Genomic DNA, 18359 nt, shown 5'->3' with positions numbered 1-18359 from the left:
CCCAGCGGTTTCATCGCATCAGCTGCAGTCTCAACCTCAGGCATCGCATCAGCTGCAGTCTCAACCTCGGGCACAGCTGGCAACTCGATTGGGCGCCGAATGTCGCCTGGGCCCTAAGCCACAGTGCACCTTTACGCCGAACTATTGCGCAGCCTTGGCCAGCGCCGCGTCGAAGTGTTCCAGAGCCAGTTCTGCCAGCAACTGCGAGGACAACAGCGGCGGGGCCACACAATCCGCGCCGGCTAAGGAAAGCTGGTCGTGGAAATAGCCCGGGGCCAGCAAATAGGAAGCAACTGCCACCCCTGCAACACCTTCGACTCGCAGCTGCTCCACGGCTTCCGGGACCGAGGGCCGGGCGCTGGATCCATAGGCGGCCATGATTCGTTCCGGGCGGCGCACAGCCAGATCCGCGGCCAGCACTTCAATGGGTTCGGCGGCTTCAGGGCGCGAAGAACCTGCCGCAGCCAACACAATGCCCCATCCATCAGGGAGTTCCCCGAGCCGTTCATCAAGCAACTTCGCCAAGCGCGGATCCGGACCCAGCGGCACAGCAGCCAGCGTATTGGACCTACTGGCCACGGCGTCCGCAATATCCACTTGAACGTGGAAGCCCACCGTCAGCAGCAGCGGAACCACCACGGCTTGCACCCCAGGGGCAAGCGCGGCCACCACGTCAGGCAGTGCCGGTTCTTGAACGTCAACGTAGGCTTCCAGCACGGTCAGCCCAGGACGCAACGCAGCAATATCGGCCCTGAGCTGGTTGATGCGTCGCTGGCCTTCGGCGTTATCGGTGCCGTGGGCGCACGCAATCATCACAGTTTCATGCTCCATGGTTGGGTCCTTTCCCGAAAAAATATTCACTGCCAATGTACGTCAGCGGCAACCTTGCCCGGTGACACATATTGCCTCAAGAGTCCCCTGCGCCGGCGGCCCCTGCCCCACTTTCCTCGTCGATCCGCTGCCGTCGAGCTTCGGCGTTACTGATCCCCACGGCTGAAACTATGCTCCCTGCCAAGAACAGCAGCGCCGTGATCACCATGACCCGACGGAACGATTCGTAGTCCAGCACACCGCCAAGCATCACCCCCGCGAGTGCCACCGCAATAAGCCCAGCCACCCGCGAGACCGCATTATTAATGGCCGATCCAATGCCGCTCTGCGCTGCTGGCACCGCCCCCAGAATGGCCGCCGTCAAGGGTGCAACCGTGATGGACAGGCCCACAGCAAAGACCAGCTGCCCGGGCAGGATCTGCAACCAGAAGTTGAACGGCGCAGCCGCCGACGCCATCATTGCGTAACCCACGCCAGCCACCAGAGGTCCCAGTGCCATAAACAGCCGGGGCCCGTATTTGCCGGCGAGCGTACCAAACGGCCCGGCTAAAAACAGTGAGATCACAGCCACGGGAAGCGACGCCAGCCCTGCGGCAGCCGCCGTAAATCCGGCAATCTCCTGCAGGAACAACACCACCAGCAGCTGTCCCAGCGACAACCCCGCATAGATAAAGGCGGTGGCGATGTTGCCCACCCCGAAGTTTCGGATCCGGAACAGGCCCAACGGCATCATGGGCGCCGGGGTTCTGTTCTCCCACCACAAAAAGGCCACCAGCGCAGCAATCCCCACCGCAAACGGCCCGTACACCAGCGCACTCCCCCACCCCAGCCGGCCCTGTTCAATCAGGGCAAAGACCGTCCCCGCCAGTCCGACGGCGGCCAGCACAGCACCGATGACATCGACCCGAGACGCGGGAGGAGCAAGAGGTGACGTGGGCACGGAGGAGGTTCCGGCGTCGTGCTTGACGAGGGGGATGGGAACCGTGAGGCTCAGTCCCTTCAGCAGGATCAGCGTGGCGGCGATGGGAAAGACGTTGATGGCGAAGATCAGCCGCCAGTTGGCGTAATCCACCAGGAGTCCGCCCACCAGCGGTCCGGCCAGAAATGCGGCTCCGGTCCATGCTGTCCACGAACCGATGGCCTTGCCCTGCGCGGGTCCGCGGAAGGTGGAGGTGATCAGCGCAAGCGAGCTGGGCACCAAGAGCGCGGCTCCGGCGCCTTGGATTCCGCGGGCCACAATGAGTAAGAGGGCACTTGGTGCGACGGCGCAGGCCAGCGAGGCGAGGCCGAATATCACTAGCCCGGCACGGAGGATTCGAAGGCGGCCGAAGGTGTCGGACAGGGAACCGGCGATCAGAATCAGCGAGCCCAAGGCCAGTAAATACGCGTCCACCACCCACTGCTGCGTGGTGATACCGCCTCCTAGCTCGCGCGTCATGGCGGGCAGGGCAACGTTAACAATCGCGCCGTCCAAAAAAGCCACGAAGGAGGCGAGGATGGCCACCCACAGCACACGTCGTTGCAAGTTCGTCATCCGGATCAGGACTTCCGGGCGAAGGCTGTGCGCAGGGAGAGCTTGCGGCTGTATTCGATGGATCCGTAGCGGAAGAGGTGCACCGCAATGCGCAGCGCGAGGAACCCAAACACGAACAATTCAACAATCACCATGGCCGCCGCTCCCCCGCTGAGCGAGCCGAACGCGTTGCGCAGCATGGCCGTGATGGGTGCGGTGAAGGGGAAGAAGGTAAATATTTGCACAATGACCGAACCCGGGTCGCTGACCACCATCGTCACAATATAGAACGGGATGAACATCATGATCATGACAGGGGCAAACACCGCGCTGGCGTCCTTGGCCGTGGGCATCACCGCCCCGATGCTCACTAGAACGCCCGTGAACAGGATGAAACCACCAATGAGCAGCAGGGCTCCAATCAGCATGGGTAGGAACTGGAATTGCAGATTGGAGAGGTCAAAGTCTGGCAGCGCCAGCTGATCTCGGAAGAAGATATAGCCCAGCACCATGGGCGTGGCAAACACCAGAGACTGCACCGCACCCACCAGAAACAGCGAAATGACCTTACCCACCACCAGCGTTGTCGGGTTCAAGGTAGTCAGAATCATCTCCGTGACCCGGTTTTCCTTCTCCTCCAACGTCGATGCGAGCATCTGGTTCGCCAGCAAAATGATCACCACGTAAAACAGCACCAGAAATAGCAACGGCGGAACCACGGTTTCGAGTCCACCGGAAATTTGTCCGTCCTTGAACGTCTGCAACTCGGTGCTAAAACTCCCCTGCACGGCCGCCGTCAACTCCGCCGAATCTACCTCTTGCTGCGCTGAAAGCACCACGAGTTGTTTGGCCACGGCGTCGTAGCTGCCGTTCTTGAAAATGCCTTGATCCGCCCCGTAGACCCGCACCGGGTCCTTGCCGATACTGGCCGGGAAACTGAAGTATGCGTTGAGTGCGCCTTCCTTGACACGGTCGACGGCGGTCCCAGGGTCCTGTTCTATGGCACCACCCATGGCCGTGGCTAGTTGGGGGTCAATGAGCCCGGAAGCATCCGAATAGCTGAAGACTAACGTTTGATTCTTTTGCGCATCGGAACGCTCCTGCGTGCTGGAATTGCTAGCGAAGACCAAGGCAAAAACAATTCCCAGTAATACCGGGATGGCCAAGGTGGCTATCCAGAACCGCCGCTTCTTCACCGTCCTGGTGAATTCAAAGTGCACCACCGTGCCCAAGTTATGGCGTGCCATCTGTGCCGCCTCCCTTCCGGCCCTTTCGGCGCAGGCCGCGGTCGGCGAACCGGCTAGATCTGCGGCTGGCGCCTGGTCCGGGTCCGGAGCCGGGGCCGGCGTCGCCGCCCGCTTCACCGCCCACCTCGCCGCCCGCTTCACCGTAGACCTGAATAAAGATGTCCTCCAAACTACGTTTGGCCGCCACGAAGCCGCGCACCACTACCCCGGCGAGGACTAGTTCTTTCAACACTGCCGATTCATCCACAGAATCATCCAGTGACAGCTCGGCGTAATTGGTTTCCTGGAGCGTGATGTCGTAGTGGTGCGAGAGCGGCAGTGTCCCGGAGTATTTGAGCTTGATAGTTCGGCCACCAAACTGGTTTTGGACCTGGTCAATGGTGCCGTAAGCCTCAGCTTTGCCGTTCTTGAGCAGGATGATCCGGTCACAGAGCCGTTCCACTTCTTCCATCTGGTGGGTAATCATCATGACCGTGGCTCCCGCTTCCTTGCGTTCCTCGATAATGTCCATCAGCAAGCGCCTGTTCACCGGATCAAAGCCTTTGGTGGGTTCATCCAGAATCAGCAGCTCTGGATCATTCATGATGGTCACACCCAACTGCACCTTTTGTTGCTCGCCGCCAGAGAGCTTGTCCACCCGCACATCGGCTTTGTCGGCGAGGTCAACTTTGTCCAAGTACTCCCGCGAAAAAGCCCGCGCTTCCTGTTTAGACAAACCCTTGAGCCGCCCAAAATAGCTCATGACATCCAGCACCGACTCCTTTTTATACAGGCCGCGCTCCTCGGGCAGATAGCCAAGCCGGGCGCCAAAGTCGTCACTGAATACCTTGCCGTTGATCTCCAAGGTTCCCGAGGTGGGCCGGTAGATACCCAGCAGGGCCCGGATCGTCGTCGTTTTTCCGCTGCCGTTACTGCCCAAAAACCCAAACGTCTCTCCGCGTGCCACATCGAAGGAGAGCCCCTCGATGACCTTTTTAGCGCCAAAGTGCATGTGGAAGTCCTGAACATGAATCAACGGCTGGGCGGGGCTCATGCCCTCAGCGTAGTCACAATTCGGTTCGGTGGCGTCAAGAAATCCGTTCCATGGTGGGACTAGACCTGGCATTCTGCGCAACATGACCGCCATTGAAGTGCCCTAGGCTTTCGACCCACAGGACCTGTACGCGATACCTGCTTTTATTGGCTCCGCACTGGCCACTGGGCCATGGCACTTGGGCAATGGCCTAGGCTGGCTGATTCTAGCTACCGGGAGCGTCGCCGCCGTCGCCGTTTTCTCTTTGCACATGCTGAGCGTTCGCCATGGTTGGCGTGTGCTGCTAGCCTCCCGTAGCTGGGTGCTCTGGTTGCCCCGGCGCAGATAGGATTGACCTAAAGCGATTTGCTACCTGTTGCTAGTTTCTGGAGATCTGAATGTCTGACATGTTCGTAGAGAAGTTCCGCGGCCTGGTTCCGTTGTACCTGGAGGAGCCCTGGCAAGAAGCCGACGGCATCACGTGGGCGGATCTGGACGCAGTCTTTGCAGAATTGCAGATCACGGTGCCGTTGGCATTGCGGGAATTCTTGCACGCCGTGGGCAACTGCGAGGATCTCATGGAGGCGTACTACTACTTCTGGGATCCCGAAGAGCTGGAAATACAAGACGGTTACCTCCTGTTCCTTGAGGACGAGGACGAGGCCTACACCTGGGGCATATTGGTAGACCAAGTGGACGTTCCCGATCCCATCGTTTGGCGCCGCAACAATGCCACAGGCGTGTGGATCAACGAAGAAGGCACCTTCAGCGAGTTCGTGTTCGACATGCTCGACTGGGTTTTTGGCGACGAGGACTGATCCTGCGCAACTGCGCAGAATAACTGCGTAACGCGAGCTATGGGAATATTCATCCGGTAGCGGTAGCGTGGCGTTATGAACGCACAGGAGCCCACAAACGCATTGAATCCGGACCCGGCTGCAATCGTTAGCCTGGTCGAAAAGTTGGTTGAGGGGATGTGGCCCCGTTCCGACTTCGACCGCAAGGCGTGGTTTGAACGCTTGGGGTTCGTCTCGGGAGCAGCATGGGATGAGGCCAGCGCAGTTCCCGCCGTGGCGCACTACTCGTTGCGCACACCCCTGGCCGGCGGTGAGATCTCTTCCTCGTGGACGTCCTACAGCGGAAAATTCCTAGGGATCAGCATGCAGCTCTACTCCTCCATGAGCACAGACAATCCCTCCACCCGTGAAGGTTTCGCAGACATTCACAGCCAGCTCACGGCGCGCTACGGAGAGGGCTCCAACCCTTGGCATGATCCTGTGGTTCAGGCGTGTGTGTGGAACGTCAACGGCCGCCGTATTGTGATCCGCTTCTTCAACCTCCAACACAGTGGGGTGATGGTCAGCGTTGACGACGCCGGCTTGGCCACCGCTTCCGAGGCAGAAGCTCGACGCCGGAACACACCCACGCACTGGAACGACAGCGCCGAAGGCGTAAGCCCGTTTGCAATTCCGAGGCGAGGCGGCAAGAGCTGATCGCCGGAGTTCGCTCTCCCGATCGCTAGAGCCAGTTCTCGCTGACCGCGCGCCGCTACGGGTGCTCCATCCGGCGGCGATTCCTTCTCCACCTGGGCTGCCGTGCTCCGCCGTTCCGCCGTTCCGCCCAGCCCGTGCCGAGTGTTCATTTAACGTACGGTTCCGACCACTTTCAGCTCCAAACCGTACGTTAAATGCACACTCGAGTCTGGTTCGCACCGCTCAACTAACTGCCAGAGCCTGCCTAGTTGTCCAAGATATTCCTCCACAGCCCCATTACTTGTGCTGTCCGTCAGGACTAGTGCATGCGTTATCCACAGATTTGCTGCTTTAGCACTTTTCGGCGCCCACACGGTCTCATTTTCAGAGTTACTGGAAGCATGAGAAATCCAAAAGAGCTCCCATTGCATCTTGCCCTCCGGCCTTTCACTCTCGCCCAAGCCCGTCAAGCACGCTTATCCGAGCGCCGCATCCGAGCAGGTGATTTATCGAAACCAAGCCGGGGCGTGCGGGTACCTCAAACAGTTGACTGCGAACTCCTTGACCATTGCCGTCCTTACACTCAGCTAACGGGCAACAGCGTGGTCAGCCATATCACTGCGGCGAAGATTCACGGCTTGTTCTTGCCCTCCAGGTTCAAAGATGGTCAGCTTCTGGACCTGACCAGACCTACAGGGTGCGCATCGCCTAGGCGGCGACACGTCAAGGGCCACCGCCTAGATCTAGACCGCCATGACATTGATGAAATTGGCGGGATTCCTGTCACCTCCGCGGCGCGTACTTTTCTAGACATTGCACCCCTGCTCAGCCTCGATGAGCTGGTGATCATAGGCGACCAGCTTGTCTGCTCCCATCAACGCATTAATGGGCGTACCAAAATCGCCATGGTGGAACTGCCCATCTTGCTGTCTTACCTCGCCCGGCACGCTGGTGCTCGAGGAATGTCCAAGCTAAAGGCCGCCATGATGTTAGTCAAGGTTGGGGTGGACTCACCGCCAGAAACTCGACTCCGGCTGCTCATCACCCGAGCAGGTCTGCCAGAGTTCGCGACCAACTACAAGATCAAAGACCCCGCCGGAAAACCGTTAGTGGAACCTGATCTGGCCTGCCCCGAGTATAAAACCTGTACCGAGTACGACGGCGCACATCATGATTCTCTAGAACAGCAGGCCAAGGACCGTGACCGTGACTTTATTACCCAATCATCAGGCTGGCATCAGGTGGTACTCCGCAAAGAGGACATGCGCAATGGCGGGCTCATCGCAGTGACAAAGCTGGCGCGGATGCTGGTGCGCGGCGGTTGGCCCGATCCTAAAAATCTGGCCAGACAGTCATTGCAGGGAGCACTCGGCGTTCGCAAAGACTTCGACTAGTACGCCACAGACACGGACCCGCTGGTCAGTGCGCACATAACGTACGCCGAGAGCCTCAAATGATCCAAAACCGTACGCTAAGTGAACACTCGAGCAAGCAAGGGACGGAATCGAGCCAGAAACCGTACGTTATCTGCGCACTCGAGCAAGCAACGGACGGAATCGAGCAGAGAGCCAGCCAGTGCTAAACGTCGCGGGAAACCACCGCTTCAGCAAAGCTGGCCAGGGCCGTCTTGACAATTCCCTCAGGCAGCGGTGCCAGAGCTGCGATGGCAGCATCGGACCATTCGCGAGCCACGGCCCAGGATTCCAGCGTGACAGGGTGCTCACGCAGGGCCTTGACAGCTTCAGCCAAAGCTTCATCGCTGGTCAGATCGCCATCAACCAACGCCAAGGCGGCAGCAGCCTGGTTATCGCCGGCGACAGCAGCCTTACGCAGCAACAGCACCGGCAGCGTGGGAACGCCTTCGCGCAGATCGGTTCCGGGCGACTTTCCTGAAACCTGCTTGAGCCCGGTCACGTCAATGACATCGTCAGCGAGCTGGAAGGCCACACCAACCTTTTCGCCATATTCCAACAACACCTCTTGGCCCGCCTCTGACACTCCACCGAAAATGGCGCCAAGCTGCCCCGAAGCAGCAACGAGTGAACCTGTCTTGTCAGCAATCACGGAGAGGTAATGCTCAATGGGGTCTTCGTCTTCGCGCGGACCAACGGTCTCGTGCAGCTGTCCCAGACACAAGCGCTCGAAGGTGCGGGCCTGAATTTCCAAGGCCCGACCACCGAGAGCAGAGACAAGGATTGACGCACGGGCGAACAAGAGGTCCCCGGTCAGGATGGCAACAGTGTTTCCCCACACCTCGTGGGCTGTGGGTGCTCCGCGGCGGAATGGCGCGGAGTCCATCACGTCGTCGTGGTAGAGCGTGGCTAAGTGCGTCAGCTCAACGACGACGGCGGCCTGTACCACTTCTGCCCGGCCCGGGTCCCCGAGGTGGGCAGCAAGGAGAGCCAACAGCGGGCGGATGCGTTTGCCGCCAGCTTCTACCAAGTGGCGGCTGGTGGCATCTGCAAGGGGATCGGAATGGGTGATTGCTTCACGCAACACTTTTTCCACCCGGGCCATGCCCATCGAAATGGACGGCCCTAGCTCCGGGTCCTCTGCCACGGCAGTAAAACCGGACGGCAGTTGCAGCCCCGTGGCAAGCGTCATGGTGCTGGGATTGGGATTCTCAGATTCCGGGCGTCCTTGCCCGGCATGGGTCCAGCTGTGGTTCGCGGAAGTAGTCACTGCTTAACACTAACTTTTGGTAGGGAATCTTGCTTGGATGTGCGGGTAATGTCCTGGTTACTGGTAGCTGGGACGAGCTTCTCCAGTAGATGAATCACTCTATCCTCAAAACCGCGGTTGTCCGTGTCGGAGAGATTCGTCATCAGACGCACTACGAAACGCATAAGCACCGGCACGCTCATGCCTGAGCGCAGGGCCAACTTCATAATGGCGGGATTGCCGATTAGTGACGCGAAGACCCTGCCCAGGGTGAAGTGGCTACCCCACTGCTCGCGGACAAGTGTGCCGTAGTTGAAGAGTACGTGATCGGCGGCCAAGCGTGAATTGGTGCCAGCTGCCTGAACAATATGTTCAGCTGCAAAGCGGCCCGATTCCATGGCGTAGGAAATACCCTCGCCATTGAAGGGGCTCACCATGCCGCCGGAATCTCCCAGCAGCAGTAGTCCCTCTGAGTAATGCGGTGTGCGGTTGAAAGCCATGGGCAGAGCTGCGCCTCTAATGGCACCTACCTGGTTTTCCGGCGTAAAACCCCATTCACCGGGCATGCTTGCCGTCCAGTCGCGCAACACCGCACGGTAGTCCAGCTTGCCGAATTCCTTGGAGGTGTTCAAAATGCCCAGGCCAACGTTGGAGGTACCGTCGCCCACGCCAAACACCCATCCATATCCGGGTAGCGTCCGGCCATCCGGGGAAGGGAGCTCCAGCCAGCCCTCCATCCAGTCGTCCTCGTGACGTGGCGAGGTAAAGTAAGTCCGGTAAGCCACGCCCATGGGCCTGTCATCACGTTTCTCAAGCCCCAGCGAGACAGCCGTGCGGGTGGAGTTCCCATCCGCTGCCAGCACTATATCGGCGTGGAAATCCACGGTTTCGCCCGTCTTCCGGCCAGCCTCATCGACAAGTGCCGCCCGGGCACCCACCACAGTTCCGGCGTCGTTAGTTAGCGTCTGCGTCACCGAGTGACCCTCTAGGATCTGCGCCCCGGCTGCCCGCGCATGGCTGGCGAGCGATTCATCAAAGCCCAGGCGGGTGCGGATGAGGCCGTAGTTGGGGAAGTCAGTGAGTTCGGGCCACGGCACCTCGATCTGGCGCCCGCCGGCGATCAGGCGCAGGCCCTTGTTGCGGCGCCAGCCTTCGGAGGGGTCGTGCGGCAGGCCCATGAGCTGCATTTCGCGTACGGCACGCGGGGTGAGGCCGTCGCCGCAGACCTTTTCGCGCGGGAATCGAGTCTTCTCCAACACGGTGACTTCGATCCCAGCGGATGCTAGGTGCCAGGCCGCGGTGGATCCGGCGGGACCGGCACCTACTATCAGTACCTTCACGGTGGGTGGGGTTCCTTACGGTAAACGGATGAGCTTGCGAACGGTTTAGCGAATGGCGCTGGCTGAGTCAGCGACGGCGGCAGTCAGGGGCTTCACGGCCCGATGAACGGCCACAATGCCTCCGCTCAAATTCCTGTAGGCCACGGATTCCCAGCCGGCTTCGGTGAGCCATGCGGAGAGTTTGTCCTGGTTGGGCCAAACCCGAATGGACTCCGCCAGATACACGTACGCGTCGGGGTTGGAGGCCACTTTTTTAGCGATGGGCGGCAGTGCGCGCATCAAGTATTCGGTGTAAACGGTGCGGAACGGGGCAAAGGTGGGGTGCGAGAACTCAGCCACCACCAGCTTGCCGCCGGGCTTGGTCACGCGCAGCATTTCACGCAGCGCCTGCTTCGGATCCACCACGTTGCGCAACCCAAAAGAGATAGTGGAGGCGTCAAAGGAGTTATCCGCAAAGGGCAGATTTGTGGCATCTCCGGCAATGAAATCAATGTCCGGGCGGCGGCGCTTGCCCACTTTGAGCATGCCTACTGAGAAGTCGCAGGCCACCACATTCACGCCAGCGTCGGCGAACGGTTCGCTCGAGGTGCCGGTTCCAGCTGCGAGGTCCAGGACCCGCTGACCAGGCGCTGCGCCTACGGCGTCCACCACGATTCGCCGCCAACGACGTGTCTGTCCCATGGACAAAATATCGTTGACGATGTCGTATTTGGGGGCCACGTCGTCAAACATGGCGGCCATTTCTTCCGGACGCTTCTCCAAAGATGCACGGTTCACCTCCTTAGTCTCTCAAACTTTGTCCAGCTTCGCGCATTAGGGGGCACCCCAGAGGCAGCTTGTGGGCCATCACACCGCCGGTACACCGGATTTTGCGGCCCCAGCGAGTAATCTGGACTCATCATGACTGATTCCCATTCACTGCGCGCCCTCACTGTGGCCCTGGCACCGTCCATGCTGGCGGAGCTTGGCATCTCCAACCCTGGCGCGCTTTTGGACTCGGGCTCCGCAAACTCCCTCGACTCCTCCGACGGGCCTCTGTGTTGGTTGCGCCGCGGTGAAGGCCTGGTGGGCTTTGGTGAAATCGTCTCCTACGCTGGCACCGGCGTCTCCCGCTTTTCCGACGCCGAACAGTGGTGGAAATCCCTCCTTGCCACCGCCAATGTGGATGATTCCATCCGCATGCCCGGGACCGGCGCCATGGCTTTTGGCTCCTTCGCCTTCTCAAAAACCAGCGCCGCCAAATCCGTGCTGGTGGTCCCGGCCTTAGTGGTGGGCTTCTCCGCCGGCACAGCCTGGTTGACCCAGCTCTCTCTGGACGGCAGCATCCCCACAGCCGAATCAGCATTGGCTCTTCTACGAGAGCTGGCATCTTCCTCTTCCTCCTCTTCTACTTCAGCCCGTGAAAGTTCGACGCCGGATACCTCCTCCAAGGGGACCGTGCGTCCCGGGGCACTCACCGAAGAGCAATGGAAGGACTCCGTACGGGCTGGGGTTGCTGCCATCGCCCACGGCGGACTAGAGAAGGTAGTTCTGGCCCGCGATGTTCTGGCAACCTTCCCTACACCGGTCAGCAGGGTTTCGATTCTGCAACGATTGGTGGGACTGTACGACGAATGTTGGACCTACGGCGTCCGCGGATTGGTAGGCGCCACTCCCGAGATGCTAATCAAAGTGGATGGCGCGACGGCGCAGGCTCGAGTGCTCGCAGGAACCCTTGACCGTGAAGACGAACCCGCCGGTTCCACCGGCTTCGCAGCGACCGTCTTGGGCGGCTCCCTCAAGCAGCGCCAGGAACATGATTTTGCCGTCCGCTCTCTCACGCGGCAGCTGGCCCCCTTCGCTACCGACCTGTCCTTTCCGGCGGAACCGTTCATTTTGGAACTGCCCAATGTGTGGCATTTGGCCTCCGATGTCACCGCCCAGTTGGCTAGTTCGAATGGGCACATACCCACCTCCTTAGCCTTAGTTGAGGCCCTACATCCCACTGCTGCGGTGTGCGGAACGCCCCGGGAAGAGGCTGCAACGCTCATCTTGGAATTGGAGAAAATGGACCGCGGACCCTACGCCGGACCGGTCGGCTGGCTCGATGGAGCCGGCAACGGCGAATGGGGCATTGCCCTGCGCGGAGCCGTTCTGGAGGATGCTCATTCGGTGCGGCTTTACGCTGGCGCAGGCATCGTGGAAGCCTCGGACCCGGAGGCTGAGCTGGCCGAGACATGGGCGAAATTCCGGCCCATGCTGCAAGCCTTGAGGCTGCCAAACCACTCCTAAAGCCGCCGTCAATCCAACTCGCTAATCCTGGGCTACCTTGGATTAGCCACGTTTGAGTGCTGTATTCCAGAGACAAACAGCCTCTCTGGCCTTGCGCTGCACCCTCTAAAGTTGTTCAATAGTAAAGTCCTGTTGACCGTGACGCATATCACGCAGGGTTACACTAGATGTCAAATGCTGGCTCCTTAGGGACTACACAAAGGGTAATCAATGCAAATTTCATCCAAGCTGGGCCTGCGCTGCGCAGCCGTCCTTGCCGTTGCGACCTTGGCGCTCACGGGCTGCACCACGGCTTCCCAGGATGGCGGCCCCGAAAGCAGCCCCGGATCTTCACAGGCAGCCTCTTTCGATCCCACCACCGTGGCCAAGGACGACGCTTTGATCGCGTTACTTCCGGCATCTTTGAAGGACAAGGAAACCCTGACCGTTGGTTCCGACACCTCCTACGAGCCCGCGGAGTTCTTGGACGTAGACGGCCAGACTCCCATCGGCTACGACGTGGACATTGCCAAAGCCATCGCCGCCACACTGGGCAAAAAGGCTGTTGTCCAAACTTCAGATTTCTCCGCAATCATTCCTAAGATCGGTTCTGTTTACGATCTGGGCATCTCCTCCTTCACCATCAACCCCGAGCGATCCAAGGCTGTGAACTTTGTCAGCTACTTCAACGCCGGCGTTCTGTGGGCCGTTCAGAAGGACAACCCCAAGGGCATCAGCATGGATGACCTGTGCGGGAAGAAGATCGGCGTCCAGACAGGCACCGTTGAAGAAGACCCTGATGTGAAAGACCGTTCGGCCAAGTGCGTTGCTGAAGGCAAGCCGGCCATTGACATCGTCTCCCTGAAGAACCAGACCGACGTCACCACCCGTCTGGTGGGCGGCACCATCGACGCCATGAGCGCTGACACCCCCATCATCAACAACGCCTTGGCTAAGACCAACGGCCAGTTGGAAACACTCGGAGAAGCGTACGACTCCGCCGAGCAGGGTATTGCGATCGCTAAGGACGACATGGCCTTCGCTGAGGTCATCGAAAAGGTCATGAACAAGCTCATCGACGACGGCAGCTACACCAAGATCCTAACCAGCTGGAACAACCAGGACGGCGCGCTGACCAAGGCCGTACTGAACCCGACGGCGGGCTAATCCCTTGAGCCGGCGATCCTCATTCCGGGCCTCCTACGGCCCGGGGGCGGACGTGGAACGCATTGACGCGGTTCCCGTCCGCCACCCGTGGCGGTGGGTAGGCGCGGCCCTCATCTTGCTGGTGGTTATTCTGGCCATCCAGTCGATGACCACCAACCCCAAGTTCTATTGGGGTACCTTCCGCACCTACGTTTTTGATGTTCTTGTCATTCAAGGTGTGGGCTGGACACTGATCCTGACCGCTAGCTCGATGGTCATTGCCATCGTGTTGGCTATCTTGCTGGCGTTCATGCGCCAGTCGGACAACCCCCTCTTCCGGTACGTTTCCTGGGTCTGGGTTTGGTTCTTCCGGGGCACACCCGTTTACACCCAGCTGTTGTTCTGGGGTTCAGTGGGTGTGCTGTACCCGAAGATCATTGTGGGCGTCCCGTTTGGGCCGGAACTTCTTTCATGGGATACGGCCACGGTTATCAATGCCACGGTTGCTGCCATTGTTGGTTTGGGTTTGAACGAGTCCGCCTACCTAGCAGAGATCTTCCGTGCCGGTTTGAAGTCGGTGGATAACGGCCAGATGGAAGCCGCTGAGGCTCTCGGCATGCGCCGCTCCAAGGTCATGTGGCGGATCATTTTGCCTCAGGCCATGCGCGTCATCATCCCTCCCACAGGCAACGAAACAATTGGCATGCTCAAGACCACCTCACTGGTCTTGGCCGTACCGTTCACGCTGGATCTAACGTTCGTGACCAACGCATTGGCCAGCCGGACGTTTCTGCCCATCCCGCTGCTCATGGTTGCGGCGTTCTGGTACCTGGTCATAACCTCGGTCTTGATGGTTGGCCAGTATTACATTGAACGGCACTTCGGCAAGGGTGTAGATAACGTCACGAAGGCGCCGGTCAAGGCTACTGCTGCTGTGGCTGCTGCGCACGCCGTTCCACCCACGACCACTGATGACACCACGGACGGAGGCAAGTCATGACCCATACCGCTTCAGCGACTAACTCTCACGCAGCCGCAGTGAAACCACTCGTGGAAATCCAAGGTGTACACAAGTTCTTCGGCGAACATCATGTACTCAAGGGCATCGACATGACCGTCAACCCGGGCGAGGTTTCCGTGATCATTGGCCCGTCAGGTTCGGGCAAATCCACGTTACTGCGATGCATCAACCTTCTGGACACCCTCAGCGCAGGCCGTATTTACGTGCATAATGATCTGATCGGTTACCGGGAGGTCAACGGGAAGTTGCACGATCTAAACACCAAGCAGATCGCTGCGCAGCGTCGAGAAATTGGCATGGTGTTTCAACGTTTCAACCTATTCCCGCACAAGACCGCCCTGCAAAACGTGATTGAAGCTCCCACTCAGGTGAAGCGGCAGTCCAAGGCAACCGCAAAACTGAAGGCGCTGGAATTGTTGGAGATGGTGGGCTTGTCCGACCGCGCCAACTTCTACCCGTCCCAGCTTTCCGGTGGGCAGCAGCAGCGTGTTGCCATTGCCCGCGCCCTAGCCATGGAACCGGAGTTGATGCTCTTCGATGAGCCAACCTCCGCTCTGGATCCCGAGTTGGTGGGCGACGTTCTGGAAGTCATGAAGAACCTGGCCAAGTCCGGTATGACCATGATTGTGGTGACTCACGAGATTGGTTTTGCCCGCGAGGTAGGCGACACCTTGACTTTCATGGACGGGGGCGTGGTGGTAGAGAGCGGTAATCCGCGCGACATCATCGCCAACCCGCAACATGAACGCACCAAGGAGTTCCTCAGCCGCGTTCTCTAACGGCGTTCTACCCGCCCGGAGGGCGGTGCATCCCCTCGCGGGCAGTAAGATTTTCTCGGTCGCTGAGCGACCTACCAAAATCCATCCCCGCTCCGGGGCTGCATCGCCCTCCTCTTGTGTCACCGAGCTGCTGACCACGGGCGCTGGATTAAAACTCTACTGCCGTCGAACGGTGGTTAGATGGAGCGATGACCTCGCACTTCTATCGCCCGGCAGAGGGCCACCGGCTTCCGCATGATCCGTTCAATGCAATTGTGGGGCCCCGGCCAATCGGCTGGATTGGCACACTTTCCCCTACCGGCGTTCGGAATCTGGCACCGTACAGTTTCTTCAATGCCTTCTCTTACACACCGCCGCTCATTGGCTTCTCCTCTACCGTCCGCAAGCACACTGCCCTCAATGCTGAGCTCAGCGGTGAATTCACCTGGAACCTCGTCACACGCGCCCTCGCGGAGCAGATGAACGCGACGTCAGCTACTGCCGACCTCGACGAATTCACCGCCTCCGGATTGGAAGCCGCTGATTCGGTCGACATCAGTGCGCCCCGTGTCGCCGCCTCTCCCGTGAGCTTCGAGTGCCGGGTCAGTGACATCATCACATTGCGCGGAGCAGACGGGACCCCATCAACCGGAGTGCTCACCATCGGGGAAGTTGTTGCGGTTCACATCGATGAGGCCATGATTCCCGAGGGGATCTACCAGACGGCTCTGGCCCAACCCATCTTGCGCGCGGGCGGCCCAAGCGCCTACTTCGAGATTCTTGCCGAGGGGCGCTTTGATCTCCTGAGGCCACGCTAGAACAAGATGTCAGTTGATCTGCCCAGACCATCATGAGGCTCTGCCCTGATGCGCTGCGTTTCTGCGGCGCGGATCTACTGCCTAGCGCTGTCCATGACGGCCCGGTGACACATGCCGCCGGATGGCGAGACTCAATGTTGCTACGGGGTAAACGGCTGGAAGGACTTAGCTCCGGCGAACCAGTCGCCGTCCTGAGATTTCTCGAGCCGCTCACCGAGGCGGTGGAAGGCACCTTCATGGATGAGCAACGGCTCCGCGTCACTGACCGAAAGTGAACGGACTTCACCGACTACGATGATGTGGTCCCCGCCGTCATAGTTGTTCCAGGCGCGGCATTCCAGCGTGGCTGCGTTACCCGCCAGCACCGGAACATTTCCGCTGAGAACCCATTCCGGTTCGATGTCCTGCGCCACGCCCGCGAAGTGCCTGGCAACCTCTATCTGATGTGCCGCGAGAATGTTGATCGCGAAGGTCGCCCCGTCCAGGAGCTTGGCTGCCCTGGAGCTGCGGGTCAGGGTGATTTGGGCCAGCGGAGGGTCCTGAGACACCGCGGCAAACGCCGTCACCATGGCGCCGTAGGCCTTTCCGTCCGTCCCTTGTGTGGTGACCACGGTAACGCCCGTGATGAATCTGCCAAATGCGCTCCGCAGGCGGCTCGCATCCACCGAGTTCAACATGGTTTCCTGGCTCATTGCAGACTCTCTTTCAGATGGAGGTACCGGGTGACGAAAACGGCGGGGTCCTTCGGAATTGCTTCCGAAAGACCCCGCCGTGACGAGGTAAGTGCAGTGATCTACTTGGCTTCGGGGTCGAGCACGAAGTCGTAGGTGGCCTGCACGCCGGAACCTTCGGTGGCCGGGTGGATCTCGAGCAGCAGTTCCGGCTTCACCGCGGTAGCGATGTCGTCGTCATTGTGCACGTCGCCTGGGAAGTACAGCTGGGCGGTGAGCAGTTCGTGGCCCGGTGCCGAGACCTTCAGGTGCAGGTGAGCTGGACGCCAGGCGTGCCAGCCGGCGGCAGCGATCATTTGACCGCAGGCACCGTCGGTGGGGATCTGATACGGCGCAGGCTGCATGGTGCTGATCTGGAAGTTGCCTTCCGCATCAGCGATAAAGCTGCCACGCAGGTTCCAGTCCGGGATGTTGGGGGCGAACTGCGAGTAGAAGCCCTCTTCGTCGGCGTGCCACAGTTCGATCTTGGCGTTAGACAGTGCCGAACCATCAGTGGAACGGACTTGGCCCTGGAAGAGCAGCGGAGTGCCCTTCTCGTCGTCGCGCATGGAGATCTTGGCCGGGGACTTCTGCTCCGGGGCGTCCGGGATGTAATACGGGCCCTCGATGGAGCCCTTGTTGCCCTCGCGGTGGTCGGTGGCGACCTCCTCGACGGAATGCTCGAGCCAGACGTCCAGGAACAGCGGCCATTCACCGTCTTCGCCGACCTTGATCAGCCATGCTTTGAGGGCGTTGAACTCGTCGTAGCTCACGCGCTCTTCGAGGACTATGTCGTTGGCTGCCTTGATCAATTTGCTGGCCAGCAGGTTAACGCGCTCGACGTCGGCCACAACAGCGGAGGTCTTGCCTGACTGGCGAAAACGGTCGGTGGCTGCGTTACCTGAAGCGGCTGCTGTGGCGGTGGTTTCGGTGCTCACGAATTTCTCCTTCTATCTCCTGCTGGAGGGGGTGTGGATGAACTGGTTCGGCATCACATACTGCAGTGATTGCTGTCACAGCGACTATGCATGCATTCAATGTATGCCGCATATTAAGAAGAGGGAAATACTTTTTTAACCTCTATTGATATGGCAAACGTATTAGTTTGCGTTCAGTGCATGGCGCGCCACTTCAACGCCATACTCAACACAGAGTGCACACCCCACAATGAGCCACAGCGAGCAGAGAAAAGCAGGGGGTCGCGTCATGATGACGCGACCCCCTGCCGATGAGCTCTAGGGGTTGGCGGAGATCCCGCCAACGATCCGCCTACCGGATCGAGTTCGGATGCTTAGCCAACGGTGTGACCTTGATTTTCATGTAGGCGTACATCGGGAACCCGCTGAGGATCTGGTGCAGTTCGTCATTGGACTCGACGTCAAAGATCGAGTGGTTGGCATATTCGCCGACGATGCGCCAGATACCGGCCATCTTGCCGCTGCGCTGCAGGGCACCGGAATACTCCTTCTCGCGAGCAGTGAAATCCACAATCTGCTCTTGGGTCAGGTGAGCCGGGAAAGTTACATCCATGCGGGCGAGAAATATCATTGTGCCTCCTGTGAGTACTTTGCTAAGAATTT

General features: G+C 59.6%; 18 protein-coding genes. 8 read left to right on the top strand and 10 right to left on the bottom strand.

The window, feature by feature from the left end; translation table 11 throughout:
* Positions 1-141: 141 nt before the first annotated feature.
* The 4 genes from ACX80D_RS01405 to ACX80D_RS01390 form a co-directional block, all read right to left on the bottom strand.
* Complete coding sequence (locus tag ACX80D_RS01405; RefSeq protein WP_459320756.1) at positions 142-831, bottom strand: sirohydrochlorin chelatase; 690 nt, start codon at positions 829-831, stop codon at positions 142-144.
* A 76-nt stretch (positions 832-907) separates the two neighbouring features.
* A complete protein-coding gene (locus ACX80D_RS01400; protein WP_459320754.1) occupies positions 908-2365 on the bottom strand; it encodes an MFS transporter in 1458 nt (485 codons plus the stop codon).
* A gap of 5 nt (positions 2366-2370) precedes the next feature.
* Complete coding sequence (locus ACX80D_RS01395) at positions 2371-3591, bottom strand: ABC transporter permease (RefSeq protein WP_459320752.1); 1221 nt, start codon at positions 3589-3591, stop codon at positions 2371-2373.
* Complete coding sequence (locus tag ACX80D_RS01390) at positions 3578-4624, bottom strand: ABC transporter ATP-binding protein (RefSeq protein ID WP_459320751.1); 1047 nt, start codon at positions 4622-4624, stop codon at positions 3578-3580. The genes ACX80D_RS01395 and ACX80D_RS01390 overlap by 14 nt, the downstream gene beginning before the upstream one ends.
* A 377-nt stretch (positions 4625-5001) precedes the next feature.
* Here ACX80D_RS01390 and ACX80D_RS01385 point away from each other — a divergent pair, with 377 nt between their 5' ends.
* The 3 genes from ACX80D_RS01385 to ACX80D_RS01375 all read left to right on the top strand — a co-directional run bounded on the left by ACX80D_RS01385 (position 5002) and on the right by ACX80D_RS01375 (position 7469).
* Positions 5002-5421 (top strand): hypothetical protein, encoded by a 420-nt coding sequence (locus ACX80D_RS01385; RefSeq protein ID WP_459320750.1) that lies wholly within the window; start codon positions 5002-5004, stop codon positions 5419-5421.
* 75 nt (positions 5422-5496) lie between these two features.
* Positions 5497-6096, top strand: a complete 600-nt coding sequence (locus tag ACX80D_RS01380) for a hypothetical protein (RefSeq protein WP_459320749.1) — start codon at positions 5497-5499, stop codon at positions 6094-6096.
* 581 nt (positions 6097-6677) lie between these two features.
* The gene (locus ACX80D_RS01375; protein ID WP_459320748.1) at positions 6678-7469 is read left to right on the top strand and encodes an endonuclease domain-containing protein; all 792 of its coding nucleotides are present in this window, start codon (positions 6678-6680) and stop codon (positions 7467-7469) included.
* A gap of 184 nt (positions 7470-7653) precedes the next feature.
* Here the strand turns inward: ACX80D_RS01375 and ACX80D_RS01370 are convergent, their stop codons facing one another.
* Genes ACX80D_RS01370 through ACX80D_RS01360 form a run of 3 tightly spaced genes read right to left on the bottom strand, consistent with a single transcriptional unit; the run spans position 7654 to position 10853 of the window.
* The gene (locus ACX80D_RS01370; protein WP_459320747.1) at positions 7654-8757 is read right to left on the bottom strand and encodes a polyprenyl synthetase family protein; all 1104 of its coding nucleotides are present in this window, start codon (positions 8755-8757) and stop codon (positions 7654-7656) included.
* Complete coding sequence (locus ACX80D_RS01365) at positions 8754-10076, bottom strand: geranylgeranyl reductase family protein (protein ID WP_459320746.1); 1323 nt, start codon at positions 10074-10076, stop codon at positions 8754-8756. Before ACX80D_RS01365 ends, ACX80D_RS01370 begins: the two co-directional genes overlap by 4 nt.
* A gap of 45 nt (positions 10077-10121) precedes the next feature.
* Entirely contained in the window at positions 10122-10853 is a 732-nt protein-coding gene (locus ACX80D_RS01360) for a demethylmenaquinone methyltransferase (RefSeq protein ID WP_459320745.1), read from the bottom strand.
* Positions 10854-10976: 123 nt separating this feature from the next.
* Between ACX80D_RS01360 and ACX80D_RS01355 the strand changes: the two genes are divergently transcribed.
* The 5 genes from ACX80D_RS01355 (at position 10977) to ACX80D_RS01335 (ending at position 16069) form a co-directional block, all read left to right on the top strand.
* Positions 10977-12347: an isochorismate synthase gene (locus ACX80D_RS01355; protein WP_459320744.1), complete on the top strand. Its 1371-nt coding sequence runs from the start codon at positions 10977-10979 to the stop codon at positions 12345-12347.
* A 210-nt stretch (positions 12348-12557) separates the two neighbouring features.
* On the top strand, positions 12558-13493 hold the full coding sequence (locus ACX80D_RS01350; protein ID WP_459320743.1) for an ABC transporter substrate-binding protein: 936 nt from the start codon (positions 12558-12560) through the stop codon (positions 13491-13493).
* A 4-nt stretch (positions 13494-13497) separates the two neighbouring features.
* Entirely contained in the window at positions 13498-14472 is a 975-nt protein-coding gene (locus ACX80D_RS01345; RefSeq protein WP_459320742.1) for an amino acid ABC transporter permease, read from the top strand.
* Positions 14469-15272: an amino acid ABC transporter ATP-binding protein gene (locus ACX80D_RS01340; RefSeq protein WP_459320741.1), complete on the top strand. Its 804-nt coding sequence runs from the start codon at positions 14469-14471 to the stop codon at positions 15270-15272. The genes ACX80D_RS01345 and ACX80D_RS01340 overlap by 4 nt, the downstream gene beginning before the upstream one ends.
* Positions 15273-15460: 188 nt before the next feature.
* Positions 15461-16069 carry a flavin reductase family protein gene (locus ACX80D_RS01335; RefSeq protein WP_459320740.1) on the top strand — a complete coding sequence of 203 codons (609 nt, stop codon included), beginning with the start codon at positions 15461-15463 and terminating at the stop codon, positions 16067-16069.
* Positions 16070-16209: 140 nt separating this feature from the next.
* On the opposite strand, the gene ACX80D_RS01330 is transcribed toward ACX80D_RS01335, so the two are convergent.
* The 3 genes from ACX80D_RS01330 to catC form a co-directional block, all read right to left on the bottom strand.
* A complete protein-coding gene (locus ACX80D_RS01330) occupies positions 16210-16761 on the bottom strand; it encodes a flavin reductase family protein (protein ID WP_459320739.1) in 552 nt (183 codons plus the stop codon).
* A gap of 101 nt (positions 16762-16862) precedes the next feature.
* Positions 16863-17717, bottom strand: coding sequence for a catechol 1,2-dioxygenase (gene catA / locus ACX80D_RS01325; RefSeq protein WP_459320737.1), 855 nt, complete (start codon positions 17715-17717; stop codon positions 16863-16865).
* A 331-nt stretch (positions 17718-18048) separates the two neighbouring features.
* Positions 18049-18327 carry a muconolactone Delta-isomerase gene (catC, locus tag ACX80D_RS01320; RefSeq protein WP_459320736.1) on the bottom strand — a complete coding sequence of 93 codons (279 nt, stop codon included), beginning with the start codon at positions 18325-18327 and terminating at the stop codon, positions 18049-18051.
* Between the last annotated feature and the right edge of the window lie 32 nt (positions 18328-18359).

The organism is Arthrobacter sp. Sr24 (assembly GCF_054511175.1).
This window is presented reverse-complemented; position numbering and strand designations above follow the sequence as displayed.